Genomic DNA, 22,662 nt, shown 5'->3' with positions numbered 1-22,662 from the left:
TCAGATCCTTGTCAGTGACAATGTGTGATCCACCCACCCATCGAAGTGAGCATCGGAAAACATGAGCAGTGAAAGCCCAACCCCGTTCCGTACCGTTCTGCGAGGCTACGAGCCTGCCCAGGTGGACCAGCACATCCGTGAGCTGACCACCTCGCTGACCGCGCTGCAGCAGCAGTCCGAGCAGCTGCAGCGTCATGTGCAGGAGCTGCAGTCCCGCACGGACGCGGCGGAAGCGGCCGTCATCTCCGCCCAGGAGGACTCCAAGGACCGCACGCCCACCTTCACCGAGTTCGGTGAGCGCGTCGCGAAGATCCTGTCGCTGGCCGACGACGAGGCCCGTGACCTGGTGACCCGCGCCCGCACCGACGCGGAGGCGATCGTCGCCGACGGTGAGGCGCACGCGAAGAAGGTCCGCAAGGAGGCCGAGCAGTACTCCCTGGACTGGAAGAGCGAGGTCGACGCCGAGGCCGCCCGGATCCTCGAGGAGGCCCGGACCCAGGCCGACGACATGCGTGACGAGGCCGAGCGCGACGCCACCGCGCGCCGCAGCGAGGCCCAGGCGCTGTACGAGCAGGAGCGCGCCAAGTCCGCCCAGGCCGCGGCCGCCTTCGAGACCACCCTGGCCGAGCGCCGGGGCAAGGTCGAGCAGGAGTTCGCCGCCCGGACCGCGCTGGCCGAGCAGCAGCTGGCCGCCGTCACCGACCGCGCCGCCCAGGTGCAGCGCGAGGCCGACCGGTCGCGTTCCGAGGCCGAGCGGTTGTCGCAGCAGCAGCTGGCCGACGCCAACCGGCAGGCCCAGGAGATCGTCGCCGCCGCGAAGGACAAGTCCGAGCGGATCCGCGCCGAGTCCGAGCGTGAGCTCGCGGCCGCGACCCAGCGTCGCGACAGCATCAACGCGCAGCTGACCAACGTCCGCCAGATGCTGGCGACGCTGTCCGGCAGCCCGGCGATGCCGCTCGACCTGCTGGCCGACGACGAAGAAGAAGCCGCAGGCAGCAAGAAGAACTGAAGCAGCACCTAAGAGGCCGGCTCGAGTCGTCGAGTCGGCCTCTTGCTATTCGGGTAGCTGGTAGCGAGCGCGGGCCAGCGGCTCAACGAGGCCGTCGGCAACTAATCCGTCCAGCGCGCGCTCGCGTTGCACGGCGTCCGGCCAGGAGGCGTCCAGCTTTGCCTTGGACACCGGCGCCGACGCGGCACGCAGTACGGCGAGGAGGCGGCCGCGGGCCTGGCGGTCGGTGCCCTCGTACGTCTGGCCGCGGCGGGGCGGGCCGTCGTACGGCGGACTGCCGGCGCGGACCCAGGCGCACTCCGAGCGGATCGGGCAGTCGGCGCATCGCGGCGTACGGGCGGTGCAGATGAGGGCGCCGAGCTCCATCGAGGCGACGGCCCAGCGGGCGGCGGTCCGCTCGTCGTGAGGTAGTGCGCTGCCGGCCAGGCGTTGGTCTGCAGCCGTGGGGGAGATGCTCGGCTGGGCGACACCGCTCAGGGCCCGCGCGAGGACGCGGCGGACGTTGGTGTCGACGACGGCATGACGTTGACCGAAGGCGAACGACGCGATCGCGGCGGCCGTGTACGTGCCCACGCCGGGCAGTGCGAGCAGTGCGGCGTGGTCGTCCGGCACCTCGCCGCCGTGGCGCTCCACAATCGCCTGAGCCGCCGCGTGCAGCCGGAGGGCGCGCCTGGGGTACCCGAGCCGGTCCCAGGCCCTTACAGCCTCACCAGGAGCCGCTGCGGCCAGGTCCACCGGCTTCGGCCACCGCTCCAACCAGCTCTGGTACGCCGGCAGCACCCGGTTCACCGGCGTCTGCTGCAGCATGAACTCGCTGACCATCACCGCCCAGGCCCCGGCATCCGGCTCCCGCCACGGAAGCGACCGCGCGTTGGCGTCGTACCAACGCAGCACAGGCTCATGGAGAGCGGCAGCCAACGGCGAGCCTGAGTGGTCCTGCATAGGGCCGATATTAGAGTGCGCTTCATGAGCAGCCTGCTCCGTCCGGTCGGGCACCTGCCCGCCAGCGTGTACTGGTTCCGCCGGGGACTGGTGCTCGCGGTCGTAGTTGTGCTGGTCTTCCTGGTCTCCCGGCTCTTCTCCGGCGACGGCGACGCACAGAACGCCGCCGCGACAGACCCGCAGCCGAACCCGTCCGGCGCCCCACCGGCCTCTGCCCCGAGTACCGGATCGAGCACCGGGCCGAGCTCGACGCCGACGAGAACGCCGACTCCGGAGCCGTCCAAGACCACGCCGCCCGCGGATCTGACCTGCAAGGGCTCCGACGTCCGCATCGATGCGCTGCCGGGCAACCGGAAGATCGTCTCCGGCTCGATGCTGAACTTCGTGGTCCAGCTGACCCCGGCCGGCGACCAGTGCAAGGCCACGATCAGCAACGACAAGCTGACCGTGACCGTCACGTCGGGCCAGGACCTGATCTGGAGCACCACCCAATGCAGCAAGGTGATCCAGACCGCCACGCTGGTCGTTGCCAAGGACAAGCAGGCCGCCGTCACGGTGCCCTGGAACGGGCACCGCTCCGGGCCTGGCTGCCTTCCGGGTCAACCGGTCGCCAAGCCCGGAACGTACGTCGTCAAAGCCGAGTACGACGGCCACCTGTCAAGCGCACAAGCCTTCCAGGTGGTGTAGGGATCAGCCGGCCTCGACCGGCTGCGTCGCGGTGTCCGGCTTCTTCTGCAGGTGGGACGGCGCCACGAACAACAGTGCGGCGACCAATCCGATCAGCAGTACCGCGGCCGGCAGGATCAGCGCCTGCGCCATCGAGTCACTGAACCCTTGCCGCACAGCCTCCGGCAGCTTGCCGGTGAACCCTTCGCCGGCCGACGCGCCACCCGGCATGGCCGGCAGGTTGTGCGCGAGCCGCGACTCCATCAGTACGGCGATGCTCGCACTGCCCAGCACCGCGCCGACCTGACGAGTCGTGTTGTAGACGCCCGCACCGGCACCGGCCTGGTGCATCGGCAGGTTCCGCGTCGCGGTCGTGCCGAGCGGCGCCCACATGAAGCCGTTGGCCACGCCAAGCAGTGCGATCGGCAGCAGCAGCTTCCAGATCGCGACGTCAGGCTCGATCACCTGGCTCATCCAGAACATCGACACCGAGCAGCACAGCAGCCCGAACCCGGCGATGAACCGCGGCGGCGTACGGTCGACCAGCCGGCCGACGAACGGCGCCAGCGCACCGGAGATGACCGCCATCGGCACCAGCAGCAGCGCGGCCCTGGTCGGCGAGAGCCCGCGGACCGCCTGTGCGTACAGCATCAGCGGGAACGCCATCGCGGTGATCGCGAACCCGACCGTGGTGATCGAAACGTTCGCCAGCGAGAAGTTGCGGTCCTTGAACAGGCTTAGCGGCAGCAACGGCTCGCCACGGTTGCGGGACTGCCAGAAGACGAAGATCGCCAGCACGACCAGGCCGGAGATGATCAGCGACCAGACCGAGATCGGGCCCTTGATCTGACCCCAGTCGTACTTCTGCCCCTCCTGGATGCCGAACACCAGCAGGAACAAGCCGACCGCGCTCAACACGACGCCGATCAGGTCGAACTTGTGCTTGTGCGTCGGCAGATCCGGCACGAGGCGCATCGCCAGCACGAAGCCGACCACGCCGACCGGCGCGTTGATGAAGAAGATCCACTGCCAGCCCAGGCCGTCGACGAGCACGCCGCCGAGGATCGGGCCGACCAGCGTCGCCACGCCGGCGGTCGCGCCCCACAGGCTCATCGCCCGCCCGCGCTGGTCCGGCGGGAAGATCCGGGTGATGACGGCCATCGTCTGCGGCGTCATCATCGAGGCGCCGAGGCCCTGGAACACCCGGGCCACGATCAGCAGCTCGATCGTGTTCGTGAGCCCGCACCAGACCGACGCGAGCGTGAACAACGCCAGCCCGGTCAGGTAGATCTTCTTCGGGCCGATCCGGTCGCCGAGGCGGCCGGTGATCAGCAGCGGTACGGCGTACGCGAGCAGGTAGGCGCTCGTCACCCAGACCACGGTGCCGACGTCCGACCCGAGGTCCTCGAGGATCGCGGGCGTCGCGACCGAGACGATGGTCGAGTCGACCAGGATCATGAAGAAGCCGAGCACCAACGCCCACAGTGCGGGCCATGGCCGCACCTCGGGCCTCACTGCGTCTTGTCCGGTTGCCATTCCAGGTCCTTGCTCTCGATACGTTCGATGATGGTGGTGAGCCAGTCGCGTTCGGCCGCGACCTGGGCTCGGACGTAGGTCCCGGCCAGCCAATACGGCTCCGGTACGTCCCGGGCCTTGGCGCTGGCCATCGCCTTGTCCACGTCGGCCAGCCAGAAGTCCATTTCCTCGATCCGGCGGCGGAACCGCAGTACGGCGTCCTCGGCGTCGAGGTTGTGCGCCTCGGCCAGGAACACCGGGAAGACCGGGTACTCGTAGACGAAGGTCTCGATACCGCTCTCGACCCGCCGGACCATCGCCTCGCGGCCGGCCGGGGTCAGTTCGTAGGTCGTCCGCTCCGGCCGGTTGCCGGCCCGTTCGGTGCCGATCGCCCGGACGTACTCCTGGCCGGCCAGCCGCTCGACGGTGTGGTAGAGCGAGCCGGGCCGGACCTTGACGATCCGGTGGTTGTGGCGGCTGACGAGCAGTTGGTACATCTCGTAGGCGTGCATCGGCTTCTCCTCGAGCAACGCCAGCACCGAGATCGCCAGCGGGGTGAGGTCGGCCATGATCCTCCAGATGGATTGTTCCGCGCCAAATGTTCCATGTGGAGTATTAGCCGATCCGCGGCCGAATGCAAGACGCCTCCGGTTCTTTCACGAACCGGAGGCGCCGAGTGACGGTCAGTCGTCAGACGTAGCGTTCCAGGATGCTGGACTCGGCCAGCCGGGACAGGCCCTCGCGGACCGTGCGGGCGCGGTTCTCGCCGACGCCCTCGACCGTCTGCAGGTCGTCGATGCTTGCCGCGAGCAACTTCTGGAGGTGGCCGAAGTGCTCGATCAGCCGGTCGATGACGGCGCCCGGCAGGCGCGGCACCTTGGCCAGCAGCCGGTAGCCGCGCGGCGTGACCGCGGCATCGAGCTGCTCGGCGCCACCGAGCTGCAGGGCGCGGGCGACCTGGCCGATGTCGAGCAGGTCCGTCGGGCTGACCGCGTCCAGCTCGAGCAGTACGTCGTCCGCCGTCTTGGGCCGGCGGCCCGTGGCCGGCGGGAGGTAGTCGCGGACGACCAGCTCGCGTTCGCCGGCGACGCCGGCGACGAGCTCGTTGAGCTGGAGGGTGAGCAGCCGGCCGTCGGTGCCGAGCTCCACGACGTACCCGTCGATCTCGGTGGCGATCCGGCGGACCATCTCCAGCCGCTGTGCGACGGCGGCGACGTCCCGGACCGTGACGAGGTCCTCGATCTCGAGCGCGGACAGCGTGCCGGAGACCTCGTCGAGGCGCAGCTTGTACCGCTCGAGGGTGGCCAGGGCCTGGTTCGCGCGGGACAGGATCGCGCCGGAGTCCTCGAGCACGTACCGCTGGTCGTCGACGTACAGCGCGATGATGTGCATCGACTGCGACACCGAGATCACCGGGAACCCGGTCTGGCGCGCGACCCGGTCGGCGGTCCGGTGCCGGGTGCCGGTCTCCTGGGTGACGATCGCCGGGTCCGGCATCAGGTGTACGGCGGCCTGGATCAGCCGGGTCGCTTCGCGGTCGAGGACGATCGCGCCGTCCATCTTGCTCAGCTCCCGCAACCCGGTCGCGGTGAACTCGACGCCGATCTCGAAGCCGCCGGTGGAGATCGCGTCGACCGCCTTGTCGTGACCGAGCACGATCAGTGCGCCGGTCCGTCCACGCAGGATCCGCTCCAGGCCTTCGCGTAGTTCGGTGCCGGGCGCGACCGCCGCGAGCGTCGCGCGCAGGCGGGCGCCGGTGCTGTTCTTGTCCGAGTTCGGTGCCACGGAACCTGAGTCTATGCGGTTACGCGGACGCAGTTGTCCCGATATCTGCCGCCGGCCCGGACGCACCCGGCGTGACACCGCCCGCAGGTGCGGTTGCGCGTGCACCCGCCCGTGCATCCGGACCGTGCAATGCCGGATTCCTGCGTACTTACGCGCAACCGGGGTACGACGCCTGTCGCGTCAGGGGCAGCGGATGACCTGACCGGCGTACGACAGACCGCCGCCGAATCCGAACAGCAGCACCGGCGCGCCGGACGGAATCTCGCGCTTCTCGACCAGCTTCGACAGGGCGATCGGGATGCTCGCGGCCGAGGTGTTGCCGGACTCCACGACGTCCTTGGCGACCACCGCGTTGACCGCGCCGAGCCGCTTCGCGAGCGGCTCGATGATGCGCAGGTTGGCCTGGTGCAGGACGACGCCGCCGAGGTCCTCCGGCTTCAGTCCGGCCTTCTCGCAGACCCGCTGGGCGATCTCGGGCAGTTGCGTGGTGGCCCAGCGGAAGACGCTCAGGCCGGCCTGCTCGAACGGGCCTTCGCGGCCCTCGATCCGGACCGCGTCCGACATCTCCGGCACCGAGCCCCACACCACCGGGCTGATCTCGGGCTCCTCGCTGGCGACCAGCACCGCGGCCCCGGCTCCGTCGCCGATCAGCACGCAGGTGGTGCGGTCGGTCCAGTCCGTCCAGTCGCTGAGCTTCTCCACACCGATCACCAGTGCCTTGCTCGCGGCGCCGGCGCGGATCGCCTGGTCCGCGGTCGCCATCGCGTAGGCGAAGCCCGAGCAGGCGGTGTTCAGGTCGATGGCCGCCGGGTTGCCGAGGCCGAGGCGGGCGGCCACCCGGGCCGCGATGTTCGGCGAGCGGTCGATGGCGGTGCAGGTCGCGACCACCACGTAGTCGATCTCGGACGAGTCGATGCCGGCGTTCGCGACGGCCTTGTCGGCGGCCCGCCAGGCCATCTCGTCGACGGATTCGTCGGGGGCCGCGATCCGGCGCTCCCGGATACCGACCCGGCTCTGGATCCACTCGTCGTTGGTCTCGACCATGGTGGCGAGCTCGTCGTTGGTGAGCACCCGTTCCGGCTGGTAGTGGCCGAGCGCGACAACTCTGGATCCGGTCATCAGGTGCTCCTGCGGTCATCCGGCGGTGCGCCGGGCGGGGGCCCGGGTGCATCGCTGAACCCGGCGGGGGCGCTCCCAGGGTACGTTCCCGACGTACCCGCTGTGCATCCCCGTCCCACTCAGCGCCACGCTTGTGGCCTGCGCCACACGGGGTCAGGCGAGGCCTGCCGCCATCAGTGCCGAGGGGAGGTCCGGGGCGGCGAAGGTACGCAAGCCGTACTTCTTCTGGATGTCCATCGGCTTGAGGTCCTTGCTCCGGTTGGGGATGTCGGCCGGGACGATCGCCTTGGTGAACCCGAGCCGGGCCGCCTCCGCGAGCCGCTTCTCCAGGCCGCCGACCCGCCGGACCTCGCCGGCCAGCCCGACCTCGCCGATCGCGATCAGCCCGGGGTGGATCGGTTTGTCCATCACCGAGGACGCGACCGCGATGGCGACGGACAGGTCCGCGACCGGCTCGGTGATCTTCACCCCGCCGACGGTCGCGACGTACACCTCCTGGTCGGTCAGCTTCAGCCCGGCCCGGTTCCCGAGCACGGCGAGAACCATCGCGACCCGCGACGACTCCAGCCCGGAGGTGGTCCGGCGCGGTTGCGGCGCCGCGGACGGGCCGACCAGCGCCTGCACCTCGGCCAGCAACGGGCGACGCCCCTCCATCATCACCGTCACGCACGTCCCGGCGACCGGCTCGGCGTGCTCGGAGACGAACAGGCCGGTCGGGTCGGTCACCTCGACGATGCCGGTGTCGACCATGTCGAAGCAGCCGACCTCGTCCGACGGGCCGAACCGGTTCTTCGTCGCGCGCACCATCCGGAACCCGGAATGCCGGTCGCCGTCGAACGCGAGCACGACGTCGACCAGATGCTCGAGCATCCGCGGACCTGCGATCGCGCCGTCCTTGGTCACGTGGCCGACGAGCACGACCGCGATGTGCCGCTCCTTCGCGAGCCGGACCAGCGCGCCGGTCACCTCGCGGACCTGGGTCACGCCGCCGGGTGCGCCGTCGACCTCCGGGTGCGCCATCGTCTGGACCGAGTCGATCACCAGGAACGACGGCTCGACCGCGTCGACCTGACCGACCACCGCGGACAGGTCGGTCTCCGCCGCGAGATACAGCTCGTCGACCAGTGCGTCGGTCCGTCCGGCCCGGAGCCGCACCTGGGCGGCCGACTCCTCACCCGACACGTAAAGGGTCCGCTGGCCGCCGCGGGCCGATTGCGCCGCGACCTCCAGCAGCAGCGTGGATTTGCCGACGCCGGGCTCACCCGCGAGCAGGATGACCGCGCCCGGCACGACGCCACCGCCGAGCACGCGGTCGAGCTCGCCGATGCCGGTCGGACGTGACTCGGCCTCGATCGCGGACACCTTGGCGATCGGCATCGCCGGCGATGTCACCGGGCCGGCGCTGATCCGCGCGGCCTTCGGCGCACCGACCTCGGCGACCGTCCCCCAGGCCTGGCACTCGCCGCACCGCCCGATCCAGCGCGCCGAGGTCCACCCGCACTCCGAGCACGCGTACGCGGGCTTGCCCTTCGCCTGAGTCGCCGCCTTAGCCATGGCACCAACCTATAGAGCACCTCCGACAAATCTCCGCAGCGACCGGAGGAGCCGCTTCAGCCGACCGACCGTGGGGGGTCGATCATCGGCAACGACCGGGAGTTGCGCGGGTTGCCGGGCGACTTCGAGGTACATCGTGAGGATCTGGCTCTCCGACGTACGGAGCATCGCGCTCTGCTCGAGCAGTTCGAGTCCGGCGCTCAGGTGACCGGCGACGACCTCCGCGGAGCCGAGGTGCTGCAGGCAGCGCGCGTGGCCTTCGCGTTCGTCGATCTCGGCGTAGAGGTGGCCGGCGTGCTCCCATCGGCCGACGGCCTCGTGCTGATTGTCCTGCATCCACGCAGCCACGCCCATCAGCTCGAGTGCATGTGCCTGACCGCTGAGATCGTGGGCGGCGATTGCGCGGGCGACGGCGGGTCGCAGTTGGTCCAGCGCGCCTTCGGCGTCCTGCTGGTACAGGTGTACGACGGCGAGGTTGACGGCGATCGCCACATCGGCCGCGAGGTCCGGGCCAGGTCGTTTGAGCCGCGCGTCATCCAGCCTGTCGCGTGCGTTCAGTACTGCCTCGTCGCGGTCGTTCCCGGCCGGTGAGCGGTCTGCGCGGGCCAGAGATAGCAACGCTCGCTCGACCTGCCGTCGGGTCGTCAGCGCGGCCGCAGTACGGCTGTGGGTCGCGATGTTGTCGGAGATGCCTAGCCGGGTGCTGGCCGTGTCCAGGTCGCCCAGCATCCGGTACGCCGTTGCCGCGCGCGCCGCAGCGAGCTCCGCGAGATCACGCCGGGCGCACACCTCGGCCGCAGCGCTCAGCAGGTCACTGAGCTGCAGTAGAGCATCCGGATCGGCACGGCGTACGTACCAGGGCTCGAGGGCGTCGCAGATGCGGGCGAAGTCGTCGATCGTGTCGACATGTGGCTTCTCAGCCATCAGCAGTTCGCGGAGCCACTCCTCGTTCATGGCGTACCACTCGGCGGCTGCCATCCCGCCGGCGTGGGAGCCGAGCGCGATCATCCACTGCTCAGCCTCCTCGGCGGTCGCGTGCAGTTCAGGAGCGCTGTCGCCGCTGTGCTGCCACGATCGCCGGATGGCCGGGCCGTACTGGATGACAGTGATCGCTCCGAGCAGCACCGTCACACCGAGGCCGATCCACTGCACCCAGCCGCCGCTGTCGAGGCTCTGGTTCAGCATCTCCGACGCGAGACCGGTGAGGAGCGCGGACGCCACGGTGCCGATGACGAAACGGAAGCCGCGCGTCTGGTACGGCGACTCCTCCTTGTCCGGCGGCTTCTCTTCCGCTTCGCTCATGGCCGGCTTCCCGTCGTCAGTCCGCGTACCACGGTCCGCCAGAACGACAGCATGAGGACGACTGGTACGACGGACGCGACGACAGCCGCAGCGGCAACCGGTCCGCTCGAGGCGGAGAACTGTCGCGCTTCACCCCACAGCACCAGCGACAACGGCGTCGTACCCGGGCCGCTGATCAGGAACCCGACGATGAAGTCGTTCCACACCAGTGCGAACTCCAGCACGGCAACAGCGATCAGTGCGGGACGGTACGTCCGCTGCACAGTCGCAAGTACTGCGCTCTGCCGCACTGGCCCCTGCAAGGCCTCGGACACCAACGCAGGTGGGGCAGACGCGAAGGCGGATCGCAACAGCAGCACAGCAAACGGGAGACCAGCAGCCGCATGCACCAGCGCCAGCGCGATCCGGGACCCGGCCAGTCCGGCAGCGTCGATCGCGTCCCGCAGCGGCGCGGCGTACATCTGCACGGGCGTCACCGCCAGAACTACGAACACAGCCATCACGGCTCGCCCGACGCGTACCGGTAGACCACCCCACGCGACCAGATAGGCAGTCGGTACTGCGATCACGAGCAGCACAGCCGTAGCGGCGCTGGCGATGATCAGTGTGGACAACAACGCTCGGAACAGCCCGACATTCGCCGCCGCGGCGAACGAGGAGAACCCGAGCCCCGACGCGGACCACCAACCGTGGACGCCGGCCTGCTCCGGCGAGTGCAGCGCGGTGATGACGAGGACCACCGCCGGGAAGATCCACACCAGCGTCACAGCGAACCCGATCAGCCAGCCGTACCGCCGCACCACTCTGCTCGGCTTCGGGCGTCCTAGCGACGGGTCCGGCCGCACTACGGTCACCGGCATCGCCCACCGACGGCGGCGAAGTCCGCGTACGCCGATGAGCCCTACGGCTGCAACGATCGCGAACAGTACGACGCCGAGCGCCGCCGTACGTCCGGTGTCGTCACCAGTGGTGGTCGCCCGCCACCAGTTCAGCCCGAGTACGTCGGCGGACTGCTGCATGGACCCTGGTACGACGATCAGCACCAGGTCGAAGACCCGCACTGCCGCGATCACCACTGTCAGCGTGACCACACCGGTGATCGGCCGCAGTAACGGGATCTCCAACGCACGCAGGCGCCGCCAGCCCCGCACGCCTTCGGCTGTGAGCGTCCTGGTCACGTCGTCCGGTATCGCGTCCAGTCCGGCGCGGAAGAGCGACACGACGTAGCCGAGCCAGGTCCAGCCGAACGCAGAGACCAGCACCAACCAGAACAGACCAGGACCGAGCCACACCGGACTCGACCCGAACAGCTTCGTCCAGACCGCCGTAACCGTCCCGCGCTCTGGCGTGGGGTCGAAGAGCAGCCGGAACGTCGCACCGGACACCAGCACCGACACCGCGAACGGAATCACCAGCGCCGGCTGCAGGAACGTCGTCACCGCGGGCAGCCGATAACTCAACAGCGCAAGGAAGAACCCGACCACCACGATCCCGAAGGCGACCAGCACCCACAGCAGACTGTTGCCCACAGCACGCAATGCGCCCGGGTCGGTCATCACCCCGAAGTTGGCGAACCCGAACCCGCCCGGCGTCCGGAACGCCGCCACCACGGTCACTCCGATCGGCACCAGCAGCAGACAGCTGAGCAGCAGGGCCGGCAAGCCCAGCAGGTACGGTCCGGCCGGCCGGCGTGGTTTGCCGGGGACGGGACGGCCGGTGATCTCGCGGCCGACGACCTCGAGGGACAAGCCGTTGGTCTGCAGCCCCATCAGCTCTCCTCCACCTTGCGCATCTCGTCCATCGCCTCGTCCACTGCCTGCGGTACGGCGGCAGCGCCGCGGCTGCCCACAGCGATCAGGAAGTCGGTCAGCACCCGCCACAGCCCGTTGATGTCGCCGAGCCGACCGAGCTGGTCGGACAGGTCGAAGTGCAACTGCTCACCCCGTTTCGTCAACTGCAGGGCAAGCCGGGTGAGCTCGGGGGTGTACCCGTTGACCCGTCCGTCGACCAGGAACCCGCCTTCCTTGATCCATGGGTCCGGAGCGGTCGGTGCGGACAACCGGCGTACCAGGTCGCGTGCGTCGTCGCCGCTGGGCTTCGGCAACACCATCACGTCGCCACCCACGACCACTGGTGCTGCAGCACCCGGAGCCATCGGCGGGAACGTGAACAGCCCGATGTCGTTGGGATCCGCGGCAAACGAACGGACGACCGGCTCGGCGAAGTCGGATGCCAGCACCATGGCTGCTCTGCGATGCCCGAACACCTCTATCAACGCATCCGGGAACTGCTGGACGAGTGACTCCTTCACTCCGCCCGCCAGCACTCCGGGCGCCGACCACATGGTCCCCAGCAACCGCAGCGCGGCACCGAATTCCGGCTGCTGCGACGGACGCGGATCGCTCGCTGTCGCCAGAGCGCTGTAGACATCGGGTGCTATGCCCAGCAGGACATTCTCCAGGAAGTCGGTGAGCACCCAGCCATCACCCGCGGCCAACGACAGCGGAGTGATGCCTGCCTGCGTCAGCGTCTGGTTCAGCGTCAGCCACTCCGACCACAGCCGGGGCGGTTGTACGCCGTCCTGCTCGAACACCGACGGCCGGTACCAGACCGCGGACTTGTGGGCAGTCTTGAAGGGCACGCCGTACGTCGTTGTGTCATGGGTCAGAAGCTCGTTCCAGAGCCGTACTCGTCCCAGTGGGGCGACGTCGTCGGGGATCGGGTCCAGGTCGTCGAGATGACGTGGGACCAGACCCGGCTGCGGCAGCATGACGATGTCGGGCCGCCGAGTGGAGCGTGCACCGAAGGCGGTGGAGATGTCGTCGCCGAGCGGCACGACCTCAACCGGATAGTCCAGCGTGCCCAGGCCGTCGAGGACCTTGTGGAACGCGCGCAACTCCTGCCCGCTCCAGCTGACGGCCACGCGGACCGCACGCCGAAGTCCCAGCACGTCACTCGAGCAGCCGGCAAGCAGGAGCGTTCCGGCGGCGCCGAGGAACGCTCTGCGGCTACTCGGCATCGTCAAATCCAGTGGTACGCGTCGTGCTGGTCGTGATGAGCAGCAACGCGACCGAGGCGAGATCGGGGTTGGGACGGATCGACAGGAGTGAACCCCACGTCGGCAGGCCGGCTGCGTCCTCCAGCACGATCGCCCGTGGATAGGCACCGAGTGCACGGGCCACACCGGCCAGCCGACGTCGACCCGGTGTGATCTCGTGTGGGTAGCGGTTCTGCACGTCTTCGAGCCCACAGCCGATCACCTTGACCAGGCTCTCGTCCCGGGCTGCCTGTTTGGTGACCGGATGCGTTGTGCGGTGCCCGTGCATCACATTGCCGAGGACGGTCAGGTGGGGGAGCAGTCCGCCTTCAGCCGGCACCAGCCGGACCGGTCCGCCCGCCAGCACGAGCGCGCCGGACGGCGGATCCTCCAGCCCGGTCAGGACGTCTGCCAGCCGACGGCGGTCCGCGGCCTGCGGTGCGACGACCGCACGCTGCTCACCTACGTCGATCCGGAGCCGCTCCGGCAGCCCCGGTACGCGTTCGAGCAGCAGACCGTCCATCCGTGGCTGGCGCCTCCCCAGAAAGCCCGTCGAGTGGTCCGTCAACCCTATGAGTACGGAGGTCACTCTGTAGACCACGGAGTGTCGCTAGAAGGTCTTGCTCCAGAGGTTGATCGCGTAGTCGACCTCGGACCCGACGTGCGAGGCGATGATCCGCTCGGCGTCCTGTGGCGTGAACTCGATCTTCACCACCGCCTCGAGGTCCGCTCGGCTCTCGAACCGCCAGCCCATCTCCAGCGGCGTCCGGCGCCAGCCGCGGTCGGTCCAGAACCGCTCCACCTCGGCCGGCTTGATCATCGGGTACGACTCGGTGAACCAGCGCCCGAACGTCGAGCGACTGCCGTCGTTGTCGATGACGAACGCGGTCCCGCCGTGGCGCATCACCCGGTCCAGCTCGGCCAGCCCAGGTTCACAGCCAGGTCCGAAGAAGTACGCCCAGCGCGCGTGCATCACGTCGATCGACGAGTCCGCCACCGGCAGGCGCTGCGCCGTACCTTGGCGTACTTCGACGTTGGGCAACGCGTGTGTGCGACGCCGAGCGGCGTCGGCCAGCGCGCCGTGCGGCTCCACGCCGATCACCCGGGTAGCTGTCGCGGCGAACGTCGGCAGATGGAATCCGGTGCCGCAGCCGATGTCGAGCACCGTGGCGCCGGTCCAGTCCCGGATCGCCCGCATGGCCGGCTCGATCACGCCGTCCGGGTCCACCGCCCGGTTCTCGATCTCGTACACCTTCGGGTGGTGCCAGATGTTGGGACTCGGGATCCCGCCCTCCGCGATGCTCACGACGCTCGAGCCTAATGCAGTTGAGCCGCCCTCCTGGCCCTGCGAAGCTGCGCTCCGTGCAGATGACCGCGTACGCCGGCCGCGACGGCCTCAGTGACATGCAGGAACTCGTCCAGCGAACCTGGAGCCCGGCGTCGCGTTTGCACCTCGGGGATGTCGCCTGGGAGCGCAGCGTGAACGCCCGCCGGTCGGCCGGCAATTGGCGTACGGCGGTCTGGCGCGACACCGACCGCGTCGTGGCCTGGGGATGGCTCGAGCAGCCCGGTCACCTTCTGATGACTGTCGACCCGGACCGCCCCGAGTTGGCCGCCACGGTCGTCGAGTGGTTCCGCTCGACCGCGGACGGGCCGAAGCTGGCCGCCGGCGTACTGGAGACCGAGAAGCACCTGCTGACCGCCCTGGAGTCGGCCGGCTTCCAGCATGACGTCGACGCGCCGTACTTCACCCACCACTGGATCTCGTTGGACGCGCTGGCCGAACCCGTCGTGCCAGAAGGGCTGACGCTGCGGCACGTGCGGCAGGACGAGGTGTCGAAGCGGGGTGCTGCGCACCGGGCGGCGTGGTCCGACTTGGGACCGTCAAAGGTGAGCGACGACGACATGGCCGAGGTGATGTCGACCTGGCCCTACCGACCCGAGCTGGACTGGGTGGTGGAGAACGAGGCCGGGGAGTTCGTCGCGTCGGCGCTGATCTGGCTGGACGAGCAGCACCAGGTCGGGTTGGTGGAGCCCGTCGGATGCGCCCCGGCGTACCGGCGGCGTGGACTCGGGGCGGCGGTCAACTTGGCCGCACTTCACGCCTTGCGGGAATCAGGTGGGACCAAGGCCGTGGTCTGTCCGCGTGGTGACGACGGGTACCCGCAGGCGCGGGCGCTCTACCAGAGCATCGGGTTCCGGCCGGGGTCACGCACGCTGCATCTCCTGCTTGGTTAGTGCGGCAAGCAGAGCGGCCGGGATGAGAAGAAGGCCGCAGAAGATCGCCAGCCAGTGGAAGCCGAGATAGGCGAGCACCGGGCCGGCAGCTGTGCCCGAAAGGGAAGCCAGGATGCCCATCGTGAGGTCGGACAGACCCTGCGCGGAGGTTCGGATGCCTTCTGGGACAGACCGGGACAGCAGGGTCGAGCCGGCGACCAGGCAGGCCGACCAACCGAGGCCCAGCGTGAACAGGGCGAGCCCGGTCAACGCATGCGCGTCGTCAGGTGCCACAGCTGCCAGTGTCATCGCCACCGCGAGGATGCCGAGGCCGATGCCGATCGTGGGGATGCGGCCGAGCCGGTCGGCCAGCCAGCCGGTCACCGGGGACAGGGCGTACATGCCGGCGACATGTCCGCTGATGACGAAGCCGACGATGGTCAGGGACGCGCCGTGGTGCCGCAGGTGTACTGACGTCATCGACATGACCCCGACCATCACCGCGTGCGCAGTGGCGATGGCCAGCAACCCCACCCGGGCATTCGGGATGGCGATCACCTGCCGGAACGTCACGGCCAGAGGCTGGCGCTCCACCCTCGTGGGTCTCGCTTGGCTTCGCATACCGACCCAGACAGTGGCCGCACTCAGTCCGAATGCCACGACCGAGAAGACGTACGGCCCGGCCAGGGCGAGGATGCCGAGTGACGATCCGATCGATCCGCCGACGCCGGTCAGGTTCGGGCCGACGATCACGCCGATCGTGGTGGCCCAGACAACCAGTCCGAGTGAACGGGCGATGCGGCTGGGCTCGGCCGCGTCGGTGGCGGCGTACCTCGACTGCAGGTTGGATGCGGAGCCGCTGCCGAAGAGGCAGCCGGCGGCCAGGAGCAGGGCCAGCGACCCGATCTGCGCAGCGAGGATCGTGAGCAGGGCGCCGACGAATGCGATCAGATAGCCGAGGCTCAGCGAGACCCGTCGGCCATGGGAGCGAGCCAGACCTGCCAGAGGTACGGCGAGGGCGGCGGCGCCCAGCGTGGTGGAGGTGGCTACCAGGCCGGCCAGCGACGTCGAGCCGGAGACGTTTTCCGCGAGCAGAGCAGCGACCGCGAACCCACTGGCCGTCGCTACTCCACCCAGTGCGTTGCTGGCGACCAGCACGCGCAATGTCGTCCGCTGTCGCTCGCTGGTCACGAGCAAACCCTCTCATGAACCTGACATAGAAGCTGCTTATAGGATCGTCCTGACATAAATCGACGCGCGCCTCCTTGGAGTCCGGATGTCCGACATCGCGATCGTCCCTGCCCCGCGAGAACTCACCGTCGACGAGGGCCGGTGGATCACCGCCGATCCGGTCGGCGACGCCGACCGGGACGTGGTCGGCAACCTCGACGCGAACGAGTACCGCATCGACATCAGCGCCGACGGGGCCCGGCTGACCGCCGGTTCCGAGGATGCGCTCCGGCACGCGGAGACGACGTACGGCCAGCTGGTCGAGGCCGCCGAGCCGGCCGAGGACGGCCAGGTCGCCGTACCGCTGGCCCGGATCGCCGACGCGCCGCGGTTCGCCTGGCGCGGGATGATGCTCGACGTCGCCCGGCACTTCATGCCGAAGGAGTTCGTCCTCAAGATCATCGACGTCCTCGCCCTGCACCGGCTGAACGTGCTGCACTTCCACCTCACCGACGACCAGGGCTGGCGGGTCGAGATCGAGGCGTACCCGAAGCTCACCGAGATCGGCGCCTGGCGGGCCGAGACGATGGTCGGCAAGATGTCGCGCGGCCAGCAGGAGTTCGAGTACGACGGGACGCGGCACGGCGGGTTCTACACCAAGGGCGACCTGCGCGAGATCGTCGCGTACGCCGCCGAGCGCGGGATCACCGTGGTGCCGGAGATCGACCTGCCCGGGCACATGCAGGCCGCGATCACGGCGTACCCGGAGCTGGGGAACCACCCGGACCAGCAGCTGACGGTCCGGCAGTACTGGGGCATCAGCGAGGACGTGCTGAACGTCAACGACGCGACGGTCGAGTTCGTGAGGACCGTGCTGCGGGAGGTGCTGGACATCTTCCCGAGCCCGTACATCCACCTCGGTGGCGACGAGTGCCCCTCGGTGCAGTGGGCCGAGTCGGAGGTGGCGCAGAAGCGGCAGGCCGAGCTGGGGCTGGACGAGCCCGGGCAGTTGCAGGGCTGGTTCACCGCGCAGGTCGCCGAGGTCCTCGCCGAGGAGGGGCGGCGGCTGGTCGGCTGGGACGAGATGGTCGAGACCGACTGCCCGAAGGACGCGGTCATCATGGCGTGGCGGAGCGCGCAGCGCGGCGAGGTCGCGGCGAAGGCCGGCCACGAGGTCGTGATGGCGCCGTGCGAGTCGGTGTACTTCGACTACTACCAGGGCGACCCGGCGACCGAGCCGCTGGCCATCGGCAACTTCATCCCGCTGGAGAAGGTGTACGACTTCGAGGTCGTGCCGCAGGCCTTGACCGACGAGGAGAAGGCGCTGATCGTCGGCACCCAGTGCCAGGTCTGGACCGAGTACATGCCCGATCCGCAGCAGGTCGGTTACATGCTGCTGCCGCGGCTGTCCGCGTTCGCCGAGCGCGCGTGGGGTTCGCCGAAGGTCTCGTACGACGAGTTCCTCGGCCGGCTCCGCCCGCACCTGACCCGGATCGAGAAGATCGGCGTGAACTACCGCCCACTCGACAGCTGAGCGGATAACAAAATCTCCGTTATCCCTGTGAGCAGGGGTAGACGACCCGCCTCCCTCTGACGAACGATGAACCGTCAGAGGGGTCGGGTCGGGAGCGGAGGGACCATGACCGTGGTAGGCCCGCTGGATGCGATGTTCCTTGGCGGCGAGACCCGGGAGCAGCCGATGCATGTCGGTGGGCTGATGTTGTTCGAGCTTCCGGAGGGCGCCGGCCGGGACAACGTGTTCCCGGAGAGTTCCCGCGACTTCGTCTCCCGGCTGTACCAGGAGATGGTCGCCGCGCCGTCGGTCAATCCCTTGTTCGAACGGCGGGTGCGGAACCGCGCGCAGGACATCGGCTACTGGTCCTGGGAGCGAGAGCCGGACATCGACCTCGAGTACCACGTCCGGCTGTCCGCGCTGCCGCGTCCCGGCCGGTACCGCGAACTGTTCGAGCTCACCAGCCGCCTGCACGGAACGCTGCTGGACCGGCACCGCCCGCTGTGGGAGATGCACCTGATCGAAGGCGTCGAGGGCCGTCGCTTCGCGCTCTACAGCAAGATCCACCACTCGATGATCGACGGCGTCACCGCGCTGCGCTGGATGCAGGACACCCTCACCACCGACGCCACTCGCACCGGCATGCCGCCCACCTACGCGCTGCCGCAGTCCCACGAGCCGGCGGAGTCGGGCGCCGGCTGGCTGCCGACCGTTGCGCGGATGCCGGTCGGCGCGGTGAGGACGTTCGCCGACCTGGCCGGTCTTCCGCTCGCCGGGCTGAAGGGGCTGGTGCGGTCGACGATGCCGTTCCAGGCGCCGAAGACGATCTTCAACCAGCCGGTGACCGGGGCCCGGCGGTTCGCGGCGCAGTCGTGGCCGATCGAGCGGCTGGACAAGGTCCGGGCGATCACCGGTGCGACGCTGAACGACGTACTGCTGGCGATGTGTTCAGGGGCCTTGCGCAACTATTTGCTCGAGCTGGACGCCCTGCCGGACAGGGCGTTGACGGCCATGGTCCCGGTTTCCCTGCGGGATCGCGATGGCGCGCCCGGCGGTGGCAACTCGCTCGCCACCTTGATCGCCGACCTTGCCACCGACCTGCCCGATCCCGAGCGCCGGATCCGCCGGATCATGTCCTCGACCACCCACGGCAAGGGGGTCCTGTCCGAGCTCAGCCCGTTGCAGAACCTGATCGTCGGCGCGCTCGGCTTCGGCGTCGCCGGCCCGGCCGCGGTCCTTCCCGGCGTGGCAGGCCGTACGACGCCGCCGTACAACGTGGTCATCTCGAACGTCCCGGGCCCGAGCGAGAGCCCGCTGTACTGGAACCGCTCGCGGCTGCTCGGGATGTACCCGGCGAGCATCGTGCTCAACGGCCAGGCGCTGAACATCAGCGTCACCAGCTACGACCACCAGCTCCACTTCGGCCTGATCGGCGACCGCCGGACCGTCCCGCACCTGCAGCGCATGCTCGGACACCTCGAGACCTCACTCGCCGACCTCGAGAACATCCACTAGCTGCCTGGACATCACAACTAGCCGGCGAGCAGGGCGTCGATCTGCGACATGGCCTGCTGCATGCCCACGTCCATCTGGATGCCGAGCAGCTGATCCATCTGTTCGCGGGTGTCGAACGAGGCGCGCAACTCCATCCGCGTGCCACCGCCGTGCTCCGTCAGCTCCAGATGCGCGGTGTACGGCGGGAGCGCGTCGTCGATGTCCCCGTCGGAATTCGCGAACGAGTCGACGAACTCGAGCGACTTCGGCGGATCCACAGCGATGAACTGCCACAGCCCGTGGAACTTCTCGCCGTCCGGGCCGGTCATGTAGTAGAACACCCGGCCGCCCGGCGTCAGGTCGTGATCGACCATCCTCGCCGGATGCGTCGGCGGCCCCCACCACTGCTCGAGCCTGCGCGGGTCCGCCCACAGCTCCCAGACCCGGTCGGTGGACGCCTCGAAGTCCGCCACCAGGGTCAGGGTCAACGCCTCGAAATCCTTGTCAACTCTGGTCACGCCCATGTCTTCCATCTCCTTCGTCTTCGGCCAGTAGGTCGGACATGCGCTCGATCCGTCCGCGCCAGGTCGCCTCGAGCTGGTCCAGCGCCTCCCGGGCCTGCCGTACGGCGTCGATCTCACTACGCACGAGCTGCTCCCTTCCGCGTCGTTCCTTGCTCACCAGGCCGGCCCGCTCCAGGACGGCGACGTGCTTCTGCACCGCGGCGAAGCTCATCGGATACACGTCGGCCAACCGGGACACCGACGCCGCCTCGCCCAGGCACCGCCGCACGATGTCGCGCCGCGTCGAATCCGCCAACGCGTGCAGCAACCGATCTGCCAGAACCTCATCTACAACCATTTGGTTGTACATTAGGCCGAAGAAAACCCCCGGTCAAGAGCAACCGGGGGCGAAGAGCTAAAGGCGGACGACGCCGCTCGGAGTGTCGAACACGGCCGCGTTGAGACCGGGCTGACCGTTCGGCCCGACCCAGGCGACGTCGAGGTCGTTCAGCAGGTGGTCGGCCGGGTGACCGATCCAGTCGGTGACGCGAACCGGGTCGCCGGCGATCTCGAGCGCGGTCAGCTTGATGCCCTTGCCGCCGACCGAGGGGTGCTCGTCCAGATCGTCCCAGTGGATGAAGAACGGCAGCTGCGGATCCGCGATCAGGCCCTTCACGCCGATCTGCCGCCAGGTCAGGTTCACCCCGTCGGGCCGGTGCCTGTTGCCGGGCACCGCCTGCCGGCCGAGGCGCTTCTCCATCCGCTCCATGTCGCGGACGGCCACCACCCAGCCCAGCCAGCCGCCGCCCAGCTCCTTGCGGGCGCGCACCGCCTGACCGAACGGGGCCTTGTCGGAGGCCGGGTGGTCGAGCACGTCGACCACCTCGATGTAGCGGTCGTTCTCCAACGGGAGGATGTGGTTCACCGTGCCGAAGCGCGGGTGCACACCACCGTCGACGAACTCGGCTCCGAGCAGCGTGGACAACCGCTCGACGGTCGCGCGGCACCCCTCGGGCCCGCACGCGTACGACAGATGATCCAGACGCATGCCAGACATTCTGTCCTCACCCACCGACAGTTGCGGCTCCGGGTGTGTCGTTAGGCTCTACAGCATGCATACGGTCGTCATCGGAGGCACCGGTCATATCGGCACCTACCTGGTCCCGGCGCTCGTCCGCCTGGGCCATCAGGTCACGGTGCTCAGTCGCGGCGAACGTACGCCGTACCAGTCGGACGGAGCCTGGCGGCGGGTCGAGCTGATCCAGGTGGACCGCGCGGCGGACGACGCTGCCGGGACGTTCGGGCAGCGGGTCGCCGAGCTGAGTCCGGACGTGGTGATCGACCTCATCTGCTTCACCGAGGACAGCGCGCGGCAGCTCGCCGACGCGGTGCAGGGGCGGATCCAGCACCTCCTGCACTGCGGCACGATCTGGGTCCACGGCCCGAGCGTGATCGTCCCGACCCGCGAGGACGCCCCGCGCAGGCCGTTCGGCGACTACGGCGTACAGAAGGCGGCGATCGAGGCCTACCTGCTCGGGAAGGCGCGCCGCGACGGACTTCCGGTCACGATCGTCCACCCCGGTCATATCTGCGGCCCCGGGTGGACGCCGGTCAATCCGGCCGGCAACTTCGATCTCGGCGTCTTCGACAAGCTTGCCCAAGGCTCCGATGTGCTGCTGCCGAACTTCGGCCTGGAGACGCTCAACCCGGTCCACGCCGCCGACGTGGCGGGCGTCTTCCTGGCCGCGATCGCGAACCGCTCCACCGCGCTCGGCGAGAGCTTCCACGCGGTCGCAAGCGACGCGGTGACTCTACGCGGGTACGCCGAGACCGTGGCCGGCTGGTTCGGTCAGGAGGCGCGGCTGACGTTCGCGTCCTGGGACGAGTGGCGCCGGACCGTCTCCGACCAGGACGCCGGGGCCACGCGAGACCACATCGAGCACAGCCCGAACTGCTCGATGGACAAGGCGGCGCGCCTGCTCGGCTTCCGGCCGCGCTACTCCGCGGTCGAGGCCGCCCTGGACGCGATCGGATGGCTCGTCGACAACGGCAAGATCACTACTTAGAGGCTGGGTGCGGCAGCAACGGCCGCGCCGCCTCCAGGTGCTGGCGGCACATGCCGGCGAGTACGTCGTACGCCTTGTGGCCCATCAGTGTCTGCAGCTCGACCTTGCTCGACTCGAAGACCGCCTCGACGCCGATGTGCGCCTCGGTGTTGCCGGTGCAGTACCAGTCGAGGTCGTGGCCGCCAGGGCCCCAGCCGCGACGGTCGTACTCGCCGATGCCGACCTCGGTGTACGTCGTGCCGTCGGGGCGCTCGACCTCGCGGAAGGTCCGCCGGATCGGCAGCTGCCAGCAGACGTCCGGCTTGGTCTCGACGAAATGGATGTCACGCTTCAGCGCCAGCCCGTGCAGCGCACAGCCCGCGCCGCCGGGGAAGCCCGGACGGTTCAGGAAGATGCATGCGCCGTCCCAGACCCGGGTCTTGCGCTCGCCCTCGTCGTCGGTCTCGACCCACCCGTTGGCCCGGCCTTCCTTACGGAACTGCCAGTCCTCCTTGCCGAGCTCCTTGACGTACCTCTTCACCCGCTTCTCGTCGTCGGCGTCGGAGAAGTGCGCGCCCAGGGTGCAGCAGCCGTCGTTGGGACGGCCCTTGTAGATCCCCTGGCAGCCACCGCCGAAGATGCAGGACCAGTTGGACGTCAGCCAGGTCAGGTCGCAACGGAAGACCTGGTCGGGGTCGTCGGGGTCGATGAACTCGACCCAGGCACGGGGGAAATCGAGAGAAACCTCAGGCACTCAGAAAGCGTACGCGCCTTCACGTCCCAAGCGTGAA

General features: G+C 69.1%; 22 protein-coding genes. 6 read left to right on the top strand and 16 right to left on the bottom strand.

The features are described from left to right. Positions 1–61: 61 nt before the first annotated feature. On the top strand, positions 62–1,009 hold the full coding sequence (locus ACIA58_RS02955) for a DivIVA domain-containing protein (protein WP_329003832.1): 948 nt from the start codon (positions 62–64) through the stop codon (positions 1,007–1,009). Positions 1,010–1,054: 45 nt separating this feature from the next. On the opposite strand, the gene ACIA58_RS02950 is transcribed toward ACIA58_RS02955, so the two are convergent. Then, positions 1,055–1,951: an A/G-specific adenine glycosylase gene (locus ACIA58_RS02950; protein WP_396401895.1), complete on the bottom strand. Its 897-nt coding sequence runs from the start codon at positions 1,949–1,951 to the stop codon at positions 1,055–1,057. Positions 1,952–1,975: 24 nt separating this feature from the next. Between ACIA58_RS02950 and ACIA58_RS02945 the strand changes: the two genes are divergently transcribed. Beyond that, a complete protein-coding gene (locus ACIA58_RS02945; RefSeq protein WP_396401894.1) occupies positions 1,976–2,638 on the top strand; it encodes a hypothetical protein in 663 nt (220 codons plus the stop codon). A gap of 3 nt (positions 2,639–2,641) precedes the next feature. Here the strand turns inward: ACIA58_RS02945 and ACIA58_RS02940 are convergent, their stop codons facing one another. The 10 genes from ACIA58_RS02940 to ACIA58_RS02895 all read right to left on the bottom strand — a co-directional run bounded on the left by ACIA58_RS02940 (position 2,642) and on the right by ACIA58_RS02895 (position 14,235). Next, entirely contained in the window at positions 2,642–4,153 is a 1,512-nt protein-coding gene (locus ACIA58_RS02940) for a DHA2 family efflux MFS transporter permease subunit (protein WP_396401893.1), read from the bottom strand. Beyond that, on the bottom strand, positions 4,129–4,701 hold the full coding sequence (locus ACIA58_RS02935) for a PadR family transcriptional regulator (RefSeq protein WP_396401892.1): 573 nt from the start codon (positions 4,699–4,701) through the stop codon (positions 4,129–4,131). Before ACIA58_RS02935 ends, ACIA58_RS02940 begins: the two co-directional genes overlap by 25 nt. 121 nt (positions 4,702–4,822) lie before the next feature. Next, positions 4,823–5,917 (bottom strand): DNA integrity scanning diadenylate cyclase DisA, encoded by a 1,095-nt coding sequence (disA, locus tag ACIA58_RS02930; RefSeq protein ID WP_396401890.1) that lies wholly within the window; start codon positions 5,915–5,917, stop codon positions 4,823–4,825. Between the two features lie 180 nt (positions 5,918–6,097). After that, on the bottom strand, positions 6,098–7,036 hold the full coding sequence (locus ACIA58_RS02925) for a beta-ketoacyl-ACP synthase III (protein WP_396401889.1): 939 nt from the start codon (positions 7,034–7,036) through the stop codon (positions 6,098–6,100). 153 nt (positions 7,037–7,189) lie between these two features. After that, entirely contained in the window at positions 7,190–8,590 is a 1,401-nt protein-coding gene (radA, locus tag ACIA58_RS02920; protein ID WP_396401888.1) for a DNA repair protein RadA, read from the bottom strand. Between the two features lie 9 nt (positions 8,591–8,599). Beyond that, positions 8,600–9,892 carry a hypothetical protein gene (locus tag ACIA58_RS02915; protein WP_396401887.1) on the bottom strand — a complete coding sequence of 431 codons (1,293 nt, stop codon included), beginning with the start codon at positions 9,890–9,892 and terminating at the stop codon, positions 8,600–8,602. Beyond that, positions 9,889–11,661, bottom strand: coding sequence for an ABC transporter permease subunit (locus ACIA58_RS02910; protein WP_396401886.1), 1,773 nt, complete (start codon positions 11,659–11,661; stop codon positions 9,889–9,891). Before ACIA58_RS02910 ends, ACIA58_RS02915 begins: the two co-directional genes overlap by 4 nt. After that, entirely contained in the window at positions 11,661–12,911 is a 1,251-nt protein-coding gene (locus tag ACIA58_RS02905) for an ABC transporter substrate-binding protein (RefSeq protein ID WP_396401885.1), read from the bottom strand. Before ACIA58_RS02905 ends, ACIA58_RS02910 begins: the two co-directional genes overlap by 1 nt. Beyond that, a complete protein-coding gene (locus tag ACIA58_RS02900) occupies positions 12,901–13,452 on the bottom strand; it encodes a hypothetical protein (RefSeq protein WP_396401884.1) in 552 nt (183 codons plus the stop codon). The genes ACIA58_RS02905 and ACIA58_RS02900 overlap by 11 nt, the downstream gene beginning before the upstream one ends. Before the next feature lie 87 nt (positions 13,453–13,539). Next, a complete protein-coding gene (locus ACIA58_RS02895) occupies positions 13,540–14,235 on the bottom strand; it encodes a class I SAM-dependent methyltransferase (protein WP_396401883.1) in 696 nt (231 codons plus the stop codon). A 62-nt stretch (positions 14,236–14,297) separates the two neighbouring features. Between ACIA58_RS02895 and ACIA58_RS02890 the strand changes: the two genes are divergently transcribed. Beyond that, a complete protein-coding gene (locus ACIA58_RS02890) occupies positions 14,298–15,167 on the top strand; it encodes a GNAT family N-acetyltransferase (protein ID WP_396403300.1) in 870 nt (289 codons plus the stop codon). Here ACIA58_RS02890 and ACIA58_RS02885 read toward each other — a convergent pair. Next, positions 15,138–16,337 carry an MFS transporter gene (locus ACIA58_RS02885; protein ID WP_396401882.1) on the bottom strand — a complete coding sequence of 400 codons (1,200 nt, stop codon included), beginning with the start codon at positions 16,335–16,337 and terminating at the stop codon, positions 15,138–15,140. The genes ACIA58_RS02890 and ACIA58_RS02885 overlap by 30 nt on opposite strands. Before the next feature lie 85 nt (positions 16,338–16,422). Here ACIA58_RS02885 and ACIA58_RS02880 point away from each other — a divergent pair, with 85 nt between their 5' ends. Further along, positions 16,423–17,850, top strand: coding sequence for a beta-N-acetylhexosaminidase (locus ACIA58_RS02880; RefSeq protein WP_396401881.1), 1,428 nt, complete (start codon positions 16,423–16,425; stop codon positions 17,848–17,850). A gap of 105 nt (positions 17,851–17,955) precedes the next feature. Continuing rightward, positions 17,956–19,344, top strand: a complete 1,389-nt coding sequence (locus ACIA58_RS02875; RefSeq protein WP_396401880.1) for a wax ester/triacylglycerol synthase family O-acyltransferase — start codon at positions 17,956–17,958, stop codon at positions 19,342–19,344. 17 nt (positions 19,345–19,361) lie between these two features. On the opposite strand, the gene ACIA58_RS02870 is transcribed toward ACIA58_RS02875, so the two are convergent. Genes ACIA58_RS02870 through ACIA58_RS02860 form a run of 3 tightly spaced genes read right to left on the bottom strand, consistent with a single transcriptional unit; the run spans position 19,362 to position 20,874 of the window. Beyond that, positions 19,362–19,847 (bottom strand): SRPBCC domain-containing protein, encoded by a 486-nt coding sequence (locus tag ACIA58_RS02870; protein ID WP_396401879.1) that lies wholly within the window; start codon positions 19,845–19,847, stop codon positions 19,362–19,364. Beyond that, entirely contained in the window at positions 19,828–20,184 is a 357-nt protein-coding gene (locus tag ACIA58_RS02865; RefSeq protein ID WP_396401878.1) for an ArsR/SmtB family transcription factor, read from the bottom strand. Before ACIA58_RS02865 ends, ACIA58_RS02870 begins: the two co-directional genes overlap by 20 nt. Before the next feature lie 57 nt (positions 20,185–20,241). Then, the gene (locus ACIA58_RS02860) at positions 20,242–20,874 is read right to left on the bottom strand and encodes a VOC family protein (protein WP_396401877.1); all 633 of its coding nucleotides are present in this window, start codon (positions 20,872–20,874) and stop codon (positions 20,242–20,244) included. A gap of 64 nt (positions 20,875–20,938) precedes the next feature. Here ACIA58_RS02860 and ACIA58_RS02855 point away from each other — a divergent pair, with 64 nt between their 5' ends. Further along, positions 20,939–21,892 (top strand): NAD-dependent epimerase/dehydratase family protein, encoded by a 954-nt coding sequence (locus tag ACIA58_RS02855; RefSeq protein WP_396401876.1) that lies wholly within the window; start codon positions 20,939–20,941, stop codon positions 21,890–21,892. Here the strand turns inward: ACIA58_RS02855 and ACIA58_RS02850 are convergent. After that, the gene (locus ACIA58_RS02850) at positions 21,885–22,625 is read right to left on the bottom strand and encodes a hypothetical protein (protein WP_396401875.1); all 741 of its coding nucleotides are present in this window, start codon (positions 22,623–22,625) and stop codon (positions 21,885–21,887) included. The genes ACIA58_RS02855 and ACIA58_RS02850 overlap by 8 nt on opposite strands. Positions 22,626–22,662 lie beyond the last annotated feature (37 nt).

It is taken from the genome of Kribbella sp. NPDC051586, assembly GCF_044453965.1.
In the GTDB taxonomy this organism is placed as follows: domain Bacteria; phylum Actinomycetota; class Actinomycetes; order Propionibacteriales; family Kribbellaceae; genus Kribbella.
Note: the sequence above shows the minus strand (reverse complement) of the source record. Positions and strands in the feature narration are given on the sequence as shown.

Coding starts and splice junctions, on each gene's coding strand:
- ACIA58_RS02855 (WP_396401876.1), top strand. CDS start 20,939: ATGCATACGGTCGTCATCGGAGGCACCGGTCATATCGGCACCTACCTG.
- ACIA58_RS02915 (WP_396401887.1), bottom strand. CDS start 9,892: ATGAGCGAAGCGGAAGAGAAGCCGCCGGACAAGGAGGAGTCGCCGTAC.
- ACIA58_RS02955 (WP_329003832.1), top strand. CDS start 62: ATGAGCAGTGAAAGCCCAACCCCGTTCCGTACCGTTCTGCGAGGCTAC.
- ACIA58_RS02945 (WP_396401894.1), top strand. CDS start 1,976: ATGAGCAGCCTGCTCCGTCCGGTCGGGCACCTGCCCGCCAGCGTGTAC.
- ACIA58_RS02865 (WP_396401878.1), bottom strand. CDS start 20,184: ATGGTTGTAGATGAGGTTCTGGCAGATCGGTTGCTGCACGCGTTGGCG.
- ACIA58_RS02950 (WP_396401895.1), bottom strand. CDS start 1,951: ATGCAGGACCACTCAGGCTCGCCGTTGGCTGCCGCTCTCCATGAGCCT.
- ACIA58_RS02935 (WP_396401892.1), bottom strand. CDS start 4,701: ATGGCCGACCTCACCCCGCTGGCGATCTCGGTGCTGGCGTTGCTCGAG.
- ACIA58_RS02870 (WP_396401879.1), bottom strand. CDS start 19,847: ATGGGCGTGACCAGAGTTGACAAGGATTTCGAGGCGTTGACCCTGACC.
- ACIA58_RS02860 (WP_396401877.1), bottom strand. CDS start 20,874: ATGCGTCTGGATCATCTGTCGTACGCGTGCGGGCCCGAGGGGTGCCGC.
- ACIA58_RS02925 (WP_396401889.1), bottom strand. CDS start 7,036: ATGACCGGATCCAGAGTTGTCGCGCTCGGCCACTACCAGCCGGAACGG.
- ACIA58_RS02905 (WP_396401885.1), bottom strand. CDS start 12,911: ATGCCGAGTAGCCGCAGAGCGTTCCTCGGCGCCGCCGGAACGCTCCTG.
- ACIA58_RS02940 (WP_396401893.1), bottom strand. CDS start 4,153: ATGGCAACCGGACAAGACGCAGTGAGGCCCGAGGTGCGGCCATGGCCC.
- ACIA58_RS02880 (WP_396401881.1), top strand. CDS start 16,423: ATGTCCGACATCGCGATCGTCCCTGCCCCGCGAGAACTCACCGTCGAC.
- ACIA58_RS02900 (WP_396401884.1), bottom strand. CDS start 13,452: ATGGACGGTCTGCTGCTCGAACGCGTACCGGGGCTGCCGGAGCGGCTC.
- radA (WP_396401888.1), bottom strand. CDS start 8,590: ATGGCTAAGGCGGCGACTCAGGCGAAGGGCAAGCCCGCGTACGCGTGC.
- ACIA58_RS02910 (WP_396401886.1), bottom strand. CDS start 11,661: ATGGGGCTGCAGACCAACGGCTTGTCCCTCGAGGTCGTCGGCCGCGAG.
- ACIA58_RS02875 (WP_396401880.1), top strand. CDS start 17,956: ATGACCGTGGTAGGCCCGCTGGATGCGATGTTCCTTGGCGGCGAGACC.
- ACIA58_RS02890 (WP_396403300.1), top strand. CDS start 14,298: ATGACCGCGTACGCCGGCCGCGACGGCCTCAGTGACATGCAGGAACTC.